A 13,409-nucleotide genomic window follows, 5' to 3' on the forward strand; every position below is an offset into this window, starting at 1 on the left:
GCCGCCCCATAAGTCTCTGTGTATGGCCCACTCCCACGCTGGCTATGTCGGCCGCTTTGCACCTTCGCCCACCGGCCCCCTGCATTTCGGCTCACTGTGTAGTGCGCTCGCAAGCTATTTAGATGCCCGCGCTCACAACGGCCACTGGCTGCTACGTATAGAGAACCTAGATCCTCCTCGCGAACAAGCCGGCGCCGACCACGCCATTATCGAATCATTAAAAGCCCATCGATTGCTCTGGGATGGCGAAGTGCTCTGGCAAAGCGATCGCCTGAGTGCCTACCAAGATGCACTGGACCAACTCCTGACAGCCGAACACGCCTTCCTTTGCAGTTGCTCGCGCGCCCAGCTGGCAAGCCGTAATGGCATTCATCTCGGTAGCTGCATTGCCCCCCTGGACCGCAACGACGCGGCCGTCAGGCTGCGCACAAACCGCCAAACCTATACCATTGAGGACCGACTGCTAGGCCCACAGCAACATCGCGTCGAGGACGGCGGCGATGTCGTGCTCAAGCGCCGCGATGGTCTGTTCGCCTACCAACTTGCCGTCGTCGTCGACGATGCCTACAGCGGCATTACCGATGTCGTTCGCGGCAGCGACCTGCTCAGCTCCACAGCCTGGCAATGGTTGCTGCAAGAGCGCCTGAACTACGCGCACCCAAGGTACCTCCACCTCCCCCTGCTCACTGACGACAAAGGGGATAAACTCAGTAAACGCAGCCACGCCCCAGCACTAGACAACAGCTGCGCCGAGGACAATATTCGCACTGCGTTGCGCTACCTGGGTCAGCCATCGCCACCACCACTAGGGAGCCTTGATGCGGTGCTAACGTGGGCGGCTCAGCATTGGTCTGCCGGGGCGATTCCCCACAGCGATATCGTCGTGCGCTAATACAGGCTTTGCAGTTTGCCGATGCGGCAGTAATAATTCGCACCATTACCTCTGCACACGGCTCACTCATGCGCTTACAAGCCCCACTGCTATTGCTGCTCTGTTTCATGGTGGTGTTCACCCCCACGCTGAACCACTGGATATACAGCGGTGGGCAGGCCTGGTACCGACTGCATCTATTGTGGCTGGCCGTTATTGTTTTTGTTTTCCTGGCCAACTATCGGCGCAAGCGCGATGTTTGAAGCCAATGTTCTGCTGCTCTGCGCGCTCGCCTATCTGCTCACCTTGTTTGCCATCGCTTATGCCAGTGAGCATCGCTGGCTGCCGAGCAAGTTAATTGATCACCCGGCGGTCTATGTTTTGTCGCTCGGTGTCTACGCCAGCGCTTTCGCTTTCTACGGCGTAACGGGCATGGCCAAGGCCTATGGCCTGGGTTACCTGAACTATTACCTTGGCATTTCAGCTGCACTGTTTTTGTTACCGATCGTTATTACCCCGCTGTATCACATCTGCAAAAACTACCAGCTGCATTCGCTGGCCGACTTGTTGAGCTTCCGCTATCGCAGCCAGTGGGTAGGCTCTTTAACAACTGTTTTCTGCAGCATCGCCATGTGGCCGCTGCTGGCGATGCAAATTCAAACAGTCTCCGATGCCACGCTACTACTTACGCCCTCAGCATCTGAGACTGACAGCAGCACGTTCAGGCACCTGTCTGCATTTATGTTCTGCCTGATCATTAGCCTGTTTACCATCCTCTTTGGTTCTCGCAATTTATCCTCGCGCGATAGCCACCAGGGGTTAGTCGTCGCACTGGCATTCGAGTCGCTGGTTAAACTTGTCGCTTTTATTTGCCTGGGCGCTGCAGCGATATTTGGCATATTCGGCGGCTTCAGCGACATGCAAAATTGGTTGCAAACTCAGCCTGAATTAATTGAAAAATTACGAGATGCCAGCCAGCGAGAAAATGCCCGCATGATGCTGGTGCTGTTCTTCTCGGCATCGCTGTGCATGCCACATGTCTTCCACATGCTCTTCGCGGAAAACCCCAGTGGCAAAAAACTCTACGGCGCAGGCTGGGGCCTCCCCCTTTATTTATTGCTTATCAGCCTGCCCGTACTGCCACTTTTGTGGGCAAGCACGGCAATTGGCGGCGGGGAAAGTAGCGGCGACTATGCCGCACTACACGTGCTGAGCGCGCTTGATAGCCCTTTACTCACATTGCTTGTATTCATTGGCGGGATCTCCGCGGCCAGCGGCGCAATTATTGTCGCCACCCTGGCAACCGCCTCCATGAACCTCAACCACATTGTCCTGCCGTTACACAGTCCCCAGCGCCGCCCAGGCGATATTTATCGCCAATTGCTCTGGTCGCGACAGCTGCTGATATTCACCACTATCATGCTGGGCTACTTGCTATACGTCCTTATCCCTGAGCGGCAAGTGCTCAGCTCACTGGCCGTCATTTCCATCGCCGGTTGCGCGCAGTTTCTACCCGGTTTGCTGGCGGTCATGTACTGGCCCTCTGCAAACAGAAACGGCTTTATCGCCGGACTGCTTACCGGCTTCTCTGTCTGGCTACTCGGCCTACTGATACCAGCATTTGGCCTGGAGACCCCCGCGCTAATCCTTGCCCTGCCAGGCATCGACCCCAGCCGAGGCCCGCAGTGGATGGAGATCGCCACACTCTCACTCGGGCTAAATGCCTTTGTAATGATCCTCGTCTCACTATTAAGCGAAACCTCCAAAGAAGAACAAAGCGCCGCAGAAGCCTGCGCCATTGACGACTTAAACCGCCCCGGCCGCCAAGCACTTACGCTCAAGAGCGCTCACGAGATGCGCCACCGCCTTGCCGAGTCGCTCGGCAGCGCCGTCGCGAAGGAAGAGCTGGATCGGGCTCTGGAGGAACTCCAACTCGACGACAATGAGACCCGCCCTTACGCCCTGCGACGTATTCGCGACCGCATAGAGGTCAACCTCTCAGCGTTACTCGGCCCGACGATCGCCCGCAGGGTCATCGACCGCAGCCTGCCTTATGCCAGCAATTTGATGGGCGAGGGCGAAGACATCAATTACATCGAAGATCGCTTAGAGCATTATCAGGCCCACCTCACGGGGCTGGCCGCCGACCTCGACGCCCTGCGGCGGTACCACCGCCAAACCCTCGAAGATTTACCCACAGGCGTCTGCGCCTTGGCCGCCGATCAGGAAATCCTGCTGTGGAATAAAAGCATGGCGACCATCACCGGCGTGGCCAGCGGCGATATCACCGGGTCCAGCCTCAGCGGGCTCCCCGCCGAGTGGCAAACCTTGCTGCGAGATTTCAGCGCGAGCAAAGACCAACACTGGAGCAAGGCAGGCATTGTTGTCGACGGCGCGCCCCGCTGGCTAAATCTCCACAAAACGGATTCCGAGCTGCCCGGGCGCGACGAGCTGATTATCGTCGTTGAAGACATCACTGACACCCAGCTGCTGGAAAAAGAACTCGGACACCAGGAGCGGCTAGCCTCTATCGGCCGACTGGCCGCTGGCGTTGCTCATGAAATCGGCAACCCGGTCACCGGTATCGCCAGCCTGGCCCAGAACCTGCGCTATGAAACCGACGACCCCCTACTACTGGAAAGCGCCGAACAAATCGTCAAGCAGACCCAGCGCATTAGCAGCATTGTGCAAAGCCTGGTCAACTTCGCGCACAATGGCCGCGAACACCCAACGCGAGCGAAAGAGGCGGTTGCGATACGCAGCTGCATCGCCGAGGCCATTCAGCTACTCGAGCTCGATCGCGCCGCCGAGCAGGTCCGCTTCGTGAATCAATGCCCCACTGACCTCGACGTCGCCGGCGACCAGCAACGGCTAATGCAGGTATTTATTAATTTGCTCACCAACGCCCGGGATGCCAGCCCCGGCGGCGGCCAGGTGACTATCGATGCCAATGCAGACGACCACCGTCCCTGGGCACATATTCGAATCAGCGACCAGGGCAGCGGCATAGATGCAGATTTGATCGAGCAGATATTCGAGCCATTCTTTACCACAAAGGAACCCGGCAAAGGCACCGGACTAGGCCTTGCCCTGGTCTATCGAATCATCGATGACCTCGGCGGCGAAATCAGCGTAGAAAGCCCCTACAACGACGGCGCCGAACGCGGCACCCGCTTCCATATTCGGCTGCCTCTGGCCTGTCACCTCAGCGGCGACTGCGCTCCCCCAACACCCTCTGAAAAGTAGAAATATCGAGCCGGACGCGTTATGTTGTTCGGCTGAACTCAGGCAAGCAAATGTAGCGATGGAGTCCTCAATATGCCTCGTATTTTGATCGTTGAAGACGAAGATGTCATTCGCCTTGCGCTGCGGCGCCTGCTTGAACGCAACGACTATCAGGTAGATGAGGCCGGTTCGGTTCAAGAGGCCCTGGAGCGCTTCGACCTCAATAGTTACCAGCTACTGATCAGCGACCTGCGGCTGCCCGGCGCACCGGGCACGGAGCTGATTAGCAAAACCGAGCGCCCGGTTCTTATCATGACCAGCTACGCCAGCCTGAAGTCTGCGGTCGACTCGATGAAACAGGGGGCAATTGACTATATTGCCAAACCTTTTGACCACGATGAAATGCTGGAAACCGTCGCGCGCATCATTGCCGATAACGCCAGCAACCCGCCGCCGATGCCTGGCCAGCAAAAAGCCCTGCAGGTAGACACCAGCGGCATGATCGGTAGCTGCAAACCCATGCAGCGATTATATGAATACATCAACCGCGTAGCCCCCACCGACACAACCGTACTGGTACATGGTGAAACCGGTACCGGTAAAGAGCTGGTGGCCAGAGCCATTCACAGCCAGAGCACCCGCGCAAGCAAACCCATCGTTTGCGTGAACTGCGCGGCAATACCTGAGACTTTAATTGAGTCAGAACTTTTCGGATACGAGAAAGGTGCCTTTACCGGGGCGAACGCCAATCGCATCGGCCTTATCGAAGCCGCGGATGGCGGCACGCTCTTCCTCGACGAAATTGGCGAGCTGCCACTGGAAGCGCAAGCGCGCCTGCTGCGCTTCATTCAGGAAGACGAAATCCGCCGCATCGGCTCCGTGGAGTCAAACAAAGTCGATGTACGGCTGATTTGTGCCACGCACCGCGACCTCAAAGACATGGCCCATAATGGCCGCTTCCGCGAGGATTTATATTACCGCATCAATGTGATGAAGCTGGAACTCCCCCCTCTTCGCGAGCGCGGTAAGGATATCCTGGAAATCGCAGAAACACTGCTTAGTCGTCGCTGCGAGGCACTGGGGCGGGGGCCACTCAAATTCAGCCCCAAAGCCATCCAAGCAATTACCACCTACGTCTGGCCCGGCAATATTCGCGAGCTGGAAAATGCTGTGGAGCGCGCAGTGATTCTCTGCGAAGGCGATGAGATCGACAACGAGCTATTGGATATCGATCTGGAGCTGGTAGACATCAGCCAAATTCGCGGCCGCAAACCCGAGCGCAATCGCAGCAGCAATAATCTGGGAAGCGATCGCAAAGACAGCCGCCCCAGCAGAGTGCGAAGCTCGGATCCCGCGGAAGACCTGTCACTCGAAGATTACTTCCAACGCTTTGTACTGGAACATCAGGACAGCATGAGCGAAACAGAGCTCGCACAGAAACTCGGTGTTAGCCGAAAGTGCCTGTGGGAAAGAAGACAACGCTTGGGCATTCCGCGCAAGAAGAGCTCGCGCTCCAGTAGCAACTGACACCGTTACCCAAACCAGCTGCGCGTAACAAACGCCGTTTACTAAGGTAACAACCGGCCATAAAAATCACGTCACCACCAACCCCGGAAAAACACAACCCATTGATTTATATACAAAATAAAAAGTTGGCACAGGCAGTGCATTTATAAGCGACAAAGAAGAATAACAAATACAATAAAAATAATAAGAACGCGGAAAAATAAAAATAATAGACGTAGTAAAAAGACCTGGGTGGGGAAGACATTGTTTTCCCCTTCTTCATTTCTGGCCCCTCGAAAACCTTTCCCTTTCCAAAAAGCGCCTTCAGTTCTGCTTGTGCTAGAATACTCGCTTTGCCCTTCCAGGCTGACATCGAGAGCAATGAGCGCAAACACCGTTTCAGGACTTTGGAAAAAACTCGCTGGCAAACTAAGCCGTTCCAACAAAGGTTCGCATAGCCCGACTATTATCCCCCGCGACGACCACGGCGTGTCGCGCAGCATGATCAGCGACAGCGCCTTAAAGGTCATTCACCGCCTCAACCAATCAGGGCACGAGGCCTACCTTGTAGGCGGCGGCGTCCGCGACATTCTGCTGGGCGGCGACCCCAAAGACTTTGACGTTGCCACCGACGCCACCCCCGAGCAAGTAAGGGGCTTATTCCGCAACAGTCGCATCATTGGCCGGCGCTTTCGCATAGTCCACGTCCGCTTCGGGCGCGAAGTTATCGAGGTGACCACCTTTCGTGGCAGCCACGATGCTCCCACTTCGCAGAGCAGCCCGAAAGGCAAACACTCTGCACGCAATGAAGCCGGCATGCTGCTGCGGGATAATGTCTATGGCAGCATCGATGAAGATGCCATGCGCCGCGACCTCAGCATTAACGCGCTGTACTACTCCAGCCGGGACTTCGCCATCTACGACTTCGTCGGCGGCATCGAAGATTTGGAACGCAGACTGATACGCGTAATCGGCGACCCCGAAACACGCTATCGAGAAGACCCTGTGCGCATGCTGCGCGTTGTGCGCTTTGCCGCCAAGCTAGACTTCGACATTGAGGCCGCAACAGAGGCGCCTTTGCGGGAACTCGCGCCACTGCTTGGCGATATCGCCGCCGCCCGTATGTTTGACGAGGTGCTAAAACTATTCATGGGTGGCCGCGCTCTGCAAACGTATGCCCTGATGCAGCGCTACGGGCTATTCGCCCCACTATTCCCTGCCACTCAGCGCTTGCTTGATGAAGAGTGCCCGGAAACGCAAGAACTCATCCATCAGGGCCTGGCAAATACCGACGCGCGCATTGCCACAGGCAAGCCAGTCACCCCGGCCTTCCTTTACGCGGTACTGTTATGGCCGGTCGTAAAGAAGCTGCATAAAGAGGTGCTGGAGGATGGCGTCCCGCCGATTCCGGCCCTTCATCAAGCCGCCGAGCGCTGCCTCCACAAGCAGCAGCAACGCATTGCTATTCCCAAGCGCTTCTCGCTACCTATGCGCGACATTTGGGAGCTACAGCTGCGCTTTGAGCGCCAGTCCGGCAAACGCGCCTCGCAATTAGTCGAGCATCGCTATTTCCGCGCCGGTTACGATTTCCTGCTATTGCGTGAGCAATCCGGCGAGGTCAGCGAGCAGCTCAGCCAGTGGTGGCAAGCATTCTATGAGGCGCAGCCAACAACTCGCAGCGATATGCAGAAGCACACCAACGACGCCGCCGAGCGGGAGCGCAACCGCCGCCCCAGACGTCGACGCAGAGGTCCGCGCAAGCCATCATGATTCGCTGTTATATCGGCCTGGGCAGCAACCAGGCCTCTCCGCTCGCACAAATTTACGGCGCCCTGAACGCACTGCGGCGGCTGCCGGGCAGCCGCTTAGTGGAGAGTTCACGGTTCTATGGCAGTCGCGCTATCGGCCCTGGCGAACAGCCCGACTACATCAATGCCGTCGCCGCGCTAGACACCGCGCTCTCCCCTGAAGACCTGCTCGCCGCCCTGCAACGCATTGAGCATCAGCATGGTCGCAAACGTGATGTACGCTGGGGGGCGCGCACACTAGACTTGGACATCCTGCTGTACGGCGAACAACACATAGACAATAGCACGCTGCAGATCCCGCATCCGCGCATGCCCATGCGCCCCTTCGTACTCGCCCCACTGGCAGACCTGTCTGAGGAACTTGCCCGGCAACACAGCCAGCTCAACGCGCCGGCCGACCAGTGGGTAGGCAGCGAAGAACTCTGGCTTATAGGCACTGAAGAACTGTCGCAATATGCAGAATAGACCGCTGTTCAAGTCCGACGCACCACCACGCCATATCGCTATAGAAGGCCCGATTGGTGTGGGTAAAAGCACACTGATGCGGCGCCTTGCTGAATCATTAGGCTACGCAACCCTCGAAGAGAAGGCGGACGAGAACCCCTTTCTGGAGCGCTTTTACAGCAATCGCCAGCACGCCGCTCTCGCCACACAGCTGTTTTTTCTGTTTCAGCGCGCCCAGCAGCTCAGCGATCTGCAACAAAGCGACCTCTTTGCTCAGGGCTACGTCGCCGACTTCCTCTTTCAAAAAGATCCGCTATTTGCACAACTCACCTTAGACGCCAACGAACTTGAGCTATACCAAAAGGTTTACCAACAACTTGCCGTCGACCTGCCACCGGCCGATCTTGTGATTTACCTACAAGCGCCGAGCAAGGTACTCAAGGATCGCATCCAGCAGCGCGGCGTTCGCTTTGAGCGCAATATCGACAGCCATTACCTGGAGCAGGTAAACGAGGCGTACAGCGAATATTTTCTTCATTACAGCGCCTCGCCACTCTTGATCGTGAACGCAGAAGATATAGACTTCGCCCACAACGACCGCGATTATCAGCAACTACTCGACTATTTGCTGGAAATTCCCAGCGGCCGCCATTACTTTAACCCCACCTTCTTCTGAGTCTCCGCGAGGCCCACTATGAGCAAAATCAGCATCCCCAGCCTGATGCAGAAAAAACAGCGTGGCGAGAAATTTGCCGTTGTCACCTGCTACGACGCCAGTTTTGCCCGCCTGGTGGAGAAAGCCGAGATTGAAGTCATTCTTGTTGGCGACTCCTTAGGAATGGTCCTGCAAGGCCACGACTCCACCATCCCCGTGACCGTCGATGGCATGGCCTACCATACCGCCTGCGTGGCCCGCGGCTGCTCAGCACCACTCATCATCGCCGACCTGCCGTTCGCCAGCTACCACAGCACTCAGCAATGCCTCGACAATGCAACGCAACTGATGCGTGCCGGCGCACAGATAGTCAAATTAGAGGGCGGAGACTGGCTCTGCGACGACATCCGCCTGCTAAGTCGTGCAGGCATTCCGGTTTGCGGACACCTTGGGCTTACGCCTCAGTCGGTGAATGTGCTCGGTGGATACCGCGTACAGGGGCGCGACGATGACCAGGCCCAGCGCATCATCAACGATGCAAAAGCACTAGAAGCTGCCGGCGCCGCAATGCTGGTGCTGGAATGCGTACCCCGCCAACTGGCCAAACAAATCAGCCAAGCCCTTGCTATCCCCGTTATCGGCATTGGCGCCGGTGCTGACACCGACGCTCAAGTACTGGTGCTGCACGACCTGCTTGGCATCACCGAGAAAACCGCCCGTTTTGTCCGCAACTTTGCCCAGGACAGCTCCAGCATCGAACACGCCCTGCAGCGCTATCGCAGCGCAGTGCTTGATGGCAGCTTTCCCGCCGCCGAACACGGTTTTGACTAAGCGGCTGAAATCCCTGAAACTGTTACCCAGCGAAACACTTTTGAGCGGTAACAATGCCATGAATTTTTTGTTACCAAGGCATTGAACGGCCATTGCTCTTGGGGCATACTTGCCCGCCACCGTAGAACTGGTCAGTTTGTGACCAATGTAAGCAGTGTAAACGCACCGCGGTGGAAAGGTCGCCAGCCCGCAGAATCAGCGGACTGACTTCACAGCAAACTGCCTTTACGCAAAGCGCGTAAAGATCGAGATTGGGAAGTTAGGTGGTATGAAAACATACAGCACAACCGCAGCGCTCAGGGCAGCACTTTCCGCCGCTCGCCGCGCAGGTAAAACTGTTGCCTTCGTTCCCACTATGGGTAATCTGCACGAAGGCCACTTATCGCTGGTGAGACGCGCGGCTCGCGAGGCCGATGTCGTTGTCGTGAGTATTTTTGTCAACCCGCTGCAGTTTTCCGCTAGCGAGGATCTAGGCAATTACCCGCGCACCCTGGCGGCTGACAAAGAGAAACTGTTCGCTGAAGGCGTCCAGTTCCTGTTCCAACCTCAGGTGGAAGAAATCTACCCAGAAGGCATGGAGCAGCACACCAAAGTTTCCGTTCCCGCCGTGTCGGAACAGCACTGCGGAGCCAGTCGCCCAGGTCACTTCACCGGTGTGGCGACTATTGTGAACAAACTGTTCAATATGGTTCAGCCAGACACTGCGGTGTTTGGTGAAAAAGACTTTCAGCAGTTGAGCGTGATCCGCAAGATGGTTAAGGATCTCTGCATGCCCATCAACATTATTGGTGTGGCAACTGCCCGAGCTGAAGACGGCCTGGCTCTAAGTTCGCGCAACGGCTACCTAGACGATAGCCAGCGCAATACCGCGCCCCTGCTGCACCGGGTGCTGCAAGAAATGCGCGAAGCCATCGCCTGCGGCTACGACAGCTACAGCGACCTTGAACTCTACGCCAAACTGGCGCTCAAGGACGGCGGCTTTGAACCCGATTATGTAAATATTTGTGATGCCCGCAGCCTAGAGCAGGTTCGCCCGGACACAGAAGAAGTTGTTATACTAGCCGCCGCTAAGCTCGGCTCGACGCGGCTTATCGACAACGTCACCCTGACCCTGAATCCCAGTGCCGACTGGGGCATGCTGGCGGCTAACTAAGCCCCGGCCGAGACCGAAGAGAAAGGAACAGCGTTATGCAGTCCGTTATGCTGAAAGCCAAACTCCATAAAGCTCGCGTGACCCATGCGGTATTAAACTACGAGGGCTCGTGCGCCATAGATGGCAAACTGCTGGACATGTCTGGCATTCGTGAGTTTGAACAGATTCAAATCTACAACGTCACCAATGGTGAACGCTTCACGACCTACGCGATTCGCGGTGAAGATAACAGTGGCATCATCTCCATTAACGGTGCAGCCGCCCACAAGGCCGGCGTCGGTGACACTATTATTATCTGCGCGTACGCGAGCTATACCGAAGCGGAACTGCTTAACTTCAAGCCGCGCCTGATTTATATGAACGAAGACAATACCGTGAGCCACTCGAGCAACGCCATCCCTGTACAGGTTGCGTAACCTCGCTCACAGACTTCCTTAAAAGGCCCCTTATGGGGCCTTTTTTATTGCCAATTTATAGACTTGCTCACATTTCGCGAGGCTGAGACATTGCCTTGCCCCCCTACCTCGTTACTATTTGCCAGCACCTGCCGGGGCCGAGCGCCTTCGGCAGCATAACAACAATAACAACGGCAGCACCGCGCGCCATCGCAGTGATCCATTCGCTGTATGCGGCTGCGCCTTGCCTCCAATACAAAAATAAGGAAATCTATGAAGCACTTTCTTAGCAGTCGCTTGCCTGATCTGCGCCGCTGCGCGGCAGCCTGCGCTATGGTGACTGCCAGCATGTCAGCACAAGCACTGAACTTAGGCGCTCTATTCGGCGGCGGCAGCGAAACACTACCGCTCCCCCGAGCGGTTAGCTTTACCTATACCGCAGGTGAGCAGCTTATTCCCGACAAACTCACCGCGGAGGGGATTGAGTTGACCCCCGCCGCTAACGGGGAGACCCTTACGCACTACCGGCTGTACTGGGCAGATACGCAAGGCAACAAAATCCTCAGCCTACCGCTGCTCGGCACACCCGCCCTGATTACCGAGCTCCCCGCCGAGAGCGGCGAACTCAACTATCGGTTTGACGAAGACACCATTGTGCCCATTCAAGCTTTCTCGGTACTCGCCTGCTCGGTGGGAGCAAATGGGGAATACTGTGGCGGCAGCGCTGAGGACAGGGTCGTCTATCGTTTCCGGGATAGCGATCTGCCTGGCCTACTGACCGAGCTCCCTCTTTTAGTTGGCGATATCGGCGGGCTTGCCACATGCCCTAGCCTGGAGATCGCCGCCAGCTGCGGCAACCAGATGTGCGACGCGCTTGAGACCGCCGACAACTGCCCTGCCGACTGCGGCGATTGGCAGCTCGCTTCTTACAACTACCAAACCCTGTGCGACGACATTGAAACACTGCACACACCCAGTAGCGTTGACGAGGTAAAGCAACTGGTGAGTGCAGCTGCCGCGGCCGGGAAACGCGTGAAGGTCACAGGCAAAGCCCATTCCGCGACCGATGTAATGTGCACCGACGGCGTGTTAATCAGCACCGCACAACTCACGATGCACAACCCCAATATGGGCATACAACTGGAGACCTTTGAAGGCGTCGACGTTGTCAACGTGCCCGCGGGCACGCTGATGTGGGATCTCTCGGAATGGCTGCATCCTCGCGGCAAGTCCATTGGCTACACCCACCTGGGTTACGCATTTCCTACCGTAGCAGGGCACATTGCAACCAGTTCACACGGCAGCTCTCCCAAGCATCGCACCGTGCTTTCCCACAGCGTGGTCAGCATGGACGTCGTGACCGCAGACGGGCAGTTGCGACACTTCTCTCGCGGCACGACGAATAAAGACGAGTGGAAAGCCCTCACCGCCAACCTCGGCTATCTCGGCGTTGTCACCCGTCTGAGAATCGAGGTGCAAGACACTAAAAACCTTCACGTCAAAGTCACCTACCACGATGACGACTACTTGTTTAACAACGGCCCCGACTCAGCCTGGGAGAACATTAAGCAGTGTGATTTCGGCCAGTACAACTGGTATCCAGGTGTTGGCAAGGTCGTGCGAACCTGCGGCAAAGAAACAACCGCCGCCGCCGAGCCCGGCGCCCAGAATCGCCTATTGAACCCCTCCGTGCCCGCGCAGATTTTCCCCTTCTTCAAACAGGCCATGCACACCGCCGCGTGTAACCCAGGCGGGTATCTCGACGGGGTAATGGAGCGATTCCGCTATCTGCAGTTTGTGAATCAACCGCCCTTCACCAAAGAGCAAGACGGAAAAACGGTATTCAGCGCCGATGTTATTGGCCCCCAACACCGAATGATTACCAGCACCCTGGTCGACGGCCAAGACGGCTTCTTCCAAATGGACTGGGAAGTCGCGGTTCCTCGCGCCAATGCTGCCGCCGCCATGGAATATATCAACCGCTTCCTGCACGGCCAGAACCGCAAGAACCTTGACGTTCGGCTTCCTCTTGTCGGCGTCTTCACCCGCTACGCAAAAAGTGAGGACCACACTCTCATGGCCTACACAGGCACCGGCGGCCCATTTGAAGACAACAGCCATGTCGTCCACATTGAGATGCCGATCTACGTGCCGGCCGGTTTCAGCGACGCAGAGCTGGAAGCGTATATGGCACCCTTTGTGGAGTATGTCACGGTATTGATTGAAGACTTCGGCGCCAGAGCCCACTGGGCAAAGAATCGTGAATGGGCCTTCGACCTGCAACGTGAACTCGGCGTTTACGACTACGGCAAACGCCTCAGCCGCTTTAATAAAGTGCTGGCAAAATTGGACCCCAATGGGGTTTTCGCCAATGAGTACGCCAAGCGCATCGGGCTTGAATACCCCAACTTCGACTACCCCGAACACTGGTAGCTCGCGCACAGGGCCTTCGGGCCCTTTTGCCCCACCATCCGCCCATTCGAGCGGAAATATCGCTAAAAAATCCCCTTCGACTTTAGTC

At 56.7% G+C, this 13,409-nt stretch carries 12 protein-coding genes; 11 read left to right on the forward strand and 1 reads right to left on the reverse strand.

Annotation, left to right across the window (positions count from 1 at the left end):
• Positions 1 to 22: 22 nt before the first annotated feature.
• From gluQRS to B3K78_RS15930, 4 genes are all read left to right on the forward strand, one after another.
• Positions 23 to 892, forward strand: coding sequence for a tRNA glutamyl-Q(34) synthetase GluQRS (gene gluQRS / locus B3K78_RS15915; RefSeq protein ID WP_286696218.1), 870 nt, complete (start codon positions 23 to 25; stop codon positions 890 to 892).
• 68 nt (positions 893 to 960) lie between these two features.
• On the forward strand, positions 961 to 1,134 hold the full coding sequence (locus B3K78_RS15920; protein ID WP_204997390.1) for a hypothetical protein: 174 nt from the start codon (positions 961 to 963) through the stop codon (positions 1,132 to 1,134).
• Positions 1,127 to 4,117 carry a sodium:solute symporter family transporter gene (locus B3K78_RS15925; RefSeq protein WP_286696219.1) on the forward strand — a complete coding sequence of 997 codons (2,991 nt, stop codon included), beginning with the start codon at positions 1,127 to 1,129 and terminating at the stop codon, positions 4,115 to 4,117. The genes B3K78_RS15920 and B3K78_RS15925 overlap by 8 nt, the downstream gene beginning before the upstream one ends.
• Positions 4,118 to 4,189: 72 nt before the next feature.
• Positions 4,190 to 5,623 (forward strand): sigma-54-dependent transcriptional regulator, encoded by a 1,434-nt coding sequence (locus tag B3K78_RS15930; protein ID WP_286696220.1) that lies wholly within the window; start codon positions 4,190 to 4,192, stop codon positions 5,621 to 5,623.
• Positions 5,624 to 5,766: 143 nt separating this feature from the next.
• Here B3K78_RS15930 and B3K78_RS15935 read toward each other — a convergent pair whose 3' ends face one another.
• Entirely contained in the window at positions 5,767 to 6,132 is a 366-nt protein-coding gene (locus B3K78_RS15935; RefSeq protein ID WP_286696221.1) for a hypothetical protein, read from the reverse strand.
• Here B3K78_RS15935 and pcnB point away from each other — a divergent pair.
• The 7 genes from pcnB (at position 6,104) to B3K78_RS15970 (ending at position 13,321) form a co-directional block, all read left to right on the forward strand.
• Positions 6,104 to 7,372, forward strand: a complete 1,269-nt coding sequence (pcnB, locus tag B3K78_RS15940) for a polynucleotide adenylyltransferase PcnB (protein ID WP_286696222.1) — start codon at positions 6,104 to 6,106, stop codon at positions 7,370 to 7,372. The genes B3K78_RS15935 and pcnB overlap by 29 nt on opposite strands.
• A complete protein-coding gene (gene folK / locus B3K78_RS15945; RefSeq protein ID WP_286696223.1) occupies positions 7,369 to 7,875 on the forward strand; it encodes a 2-amino-4-hydroxy-6-hydroxymethyldihydropteridine diphosphokinase in 507 nt (168 codons plus the stop codon). Before pcnB ends, folK begins: the two co-directional genes overlap by 4 nt.
• Positions 7,865 to 8,530, forward strand: a complete 666-nt coding sequence (locus tag B3K78_RS15950; protein ID WP_204997386.1) for a deoxynucleoside kinase — start codon at positions 7,865 to 7,867, stop codon at positions 8,528 to 8,530. The genes folK and B3K78_RS15950 overlap by 11 nt, the downstream gene beginning before the upstream one ends.
• 18 nt (positions 8,531 to 8,548) lie before the next feature.
• Positions 8,549 to 9,340 carry a 3-methyl-2-oxobutanoate hydroxymethyltransferase gene (gene panB / locus B3K78_RS15955; protein WP_286696224.1) on the forward strand — a complete coding sequence of 264 codons (792 nt, stop codon included), beginning with the start codon at positions 8,549 to 8,551 and terminating at the stop codon, positions 9,338 to 9,340.
• 268 nt (positions 9,341 to 9,608) lie between these two features.
• Positions 9,609 to 10,493, forward strand: a complete 885-nt coding sequence (gene panC, locus B3K78_RS15960) for a pantoate--beta-alanine ligase (protein WP_027873043.1) — start codon at positions 9,609 to 9,611, stop codon at positions 10,491 to 10,493.
• 35 nt (positions 10,494 to 10,528) lie between these two features.
• Positions 10,529 to 10,909 (forward strand): aspartate 1-decarboxylase, encoded by a 381-nt coding sequence (panD, locus tag B3K78_RS15965; protein WP_027873044.1) that lies wholly within the window; start codon positions 10,529 to 10,531, stop codon positions 10,907 to 10,909.
• 252 nt (positions 10,910 to 11,161) lie between these two features.
• Entirely contained in the window at positions 11,162 to 13,321 is a 2,160-nt protein-coding gene (locus B3K78_RS15970) for an FAD-binding protein (RefSeq protein ID WP_286696225.1), read from the forward strand.
• The last annotated feature ends 88 nt before the right edge of the window (positions 13,322 to 13,409 follow it).

Source organism: Spongiibacter sp. UBA1325 (genome assembly GCF_002306875.1).
Classification (GTDB): domain Bacteria; phylum Pseudomonadota; class Gammaproteobacteria; order Pseudomonadales; family Spongiibacteraceae; genus Spongiibacter; species Spongiibacter marinus.

Coding starts and splice junctions, on each gene's coding strand:
- gluQRS (WP_286696218.1), top strand. CDS start 23: ATGGCCCACTCCCACGCTGGCTATGTCGGCCGCTTTGCACCTTCGCCC.
- B3K78_RS15920 (WP_204997390.1), top strand. CDS start 961: ATGCGCTTACAAGCCCCACTGCTATTGCTGCTCTGTTTCATGGTGGTG.
- B3K78_RS15925 (WP_286696219.1), top strand. CDS start 1,127: ATGTTTGAAGCCAATGTTCTGCTGCTCTGCGCGCTCGCCTATCTGCTC.
- B3K78_RS15930 (WP_286696220.1), top strand. CDS start 4,190: ATGCCTCGTATTTTGATCGTTGAAGACGAAGATGTCATTCGCCTTGCG.
- pcnB (WP_286696222.1), top strand. CDS start 6,104: ATGATCAGCGACAGCGCCTTAAAGGTCATTCACCGCCTCAACCAATCA.
- B3K78_RS15935 (WP_286696221.1), bottom strand. CDS start 6,132: ATGACCTTTAAGGCGCTGTCGCTGATCATGCTGCGCGACACGCCGTGG.
- folK (WP_286696223.1), top strand. CDS start 7,369: ATGATTCGCTGTTATATCGGCCTGGGCAGCAACCAGGCCTCTCCGCTC.
- B3K78_RS15950 (WP_204997386.1), top strand. CDS start 7,865: ATGCAGAATAGACCGCTGTTCAAGTCCGACGCACCACCACGCCATATC.
- panB (WP_286696224.1), top strand. CDS start 8,549: ATGAGCAAAATCAGCATCCCCAGCCTGATGCAGAAAAAACAGCGTGGC.
- panC (WP_027873043.1), top strand. CDS start 9,609: ATGAAAACATACAGCACAACCGCAGCGCTCAGGGCAGCACTTTCCGCC.
- panD (WP_027873044.1), top strand. CDS start 10,529: ATGCAGTCCGTTATGCTGAAAGCCAAACTCCATAAAGCTCGCGTGACC.
- B3K78_RS15970 (WP_286696225.1), top strand. CDS start 11,162: ATGAAGCACTTTCTTAGCAGTCGCTTGCCTGATCTGCGCCGCTGCGCG.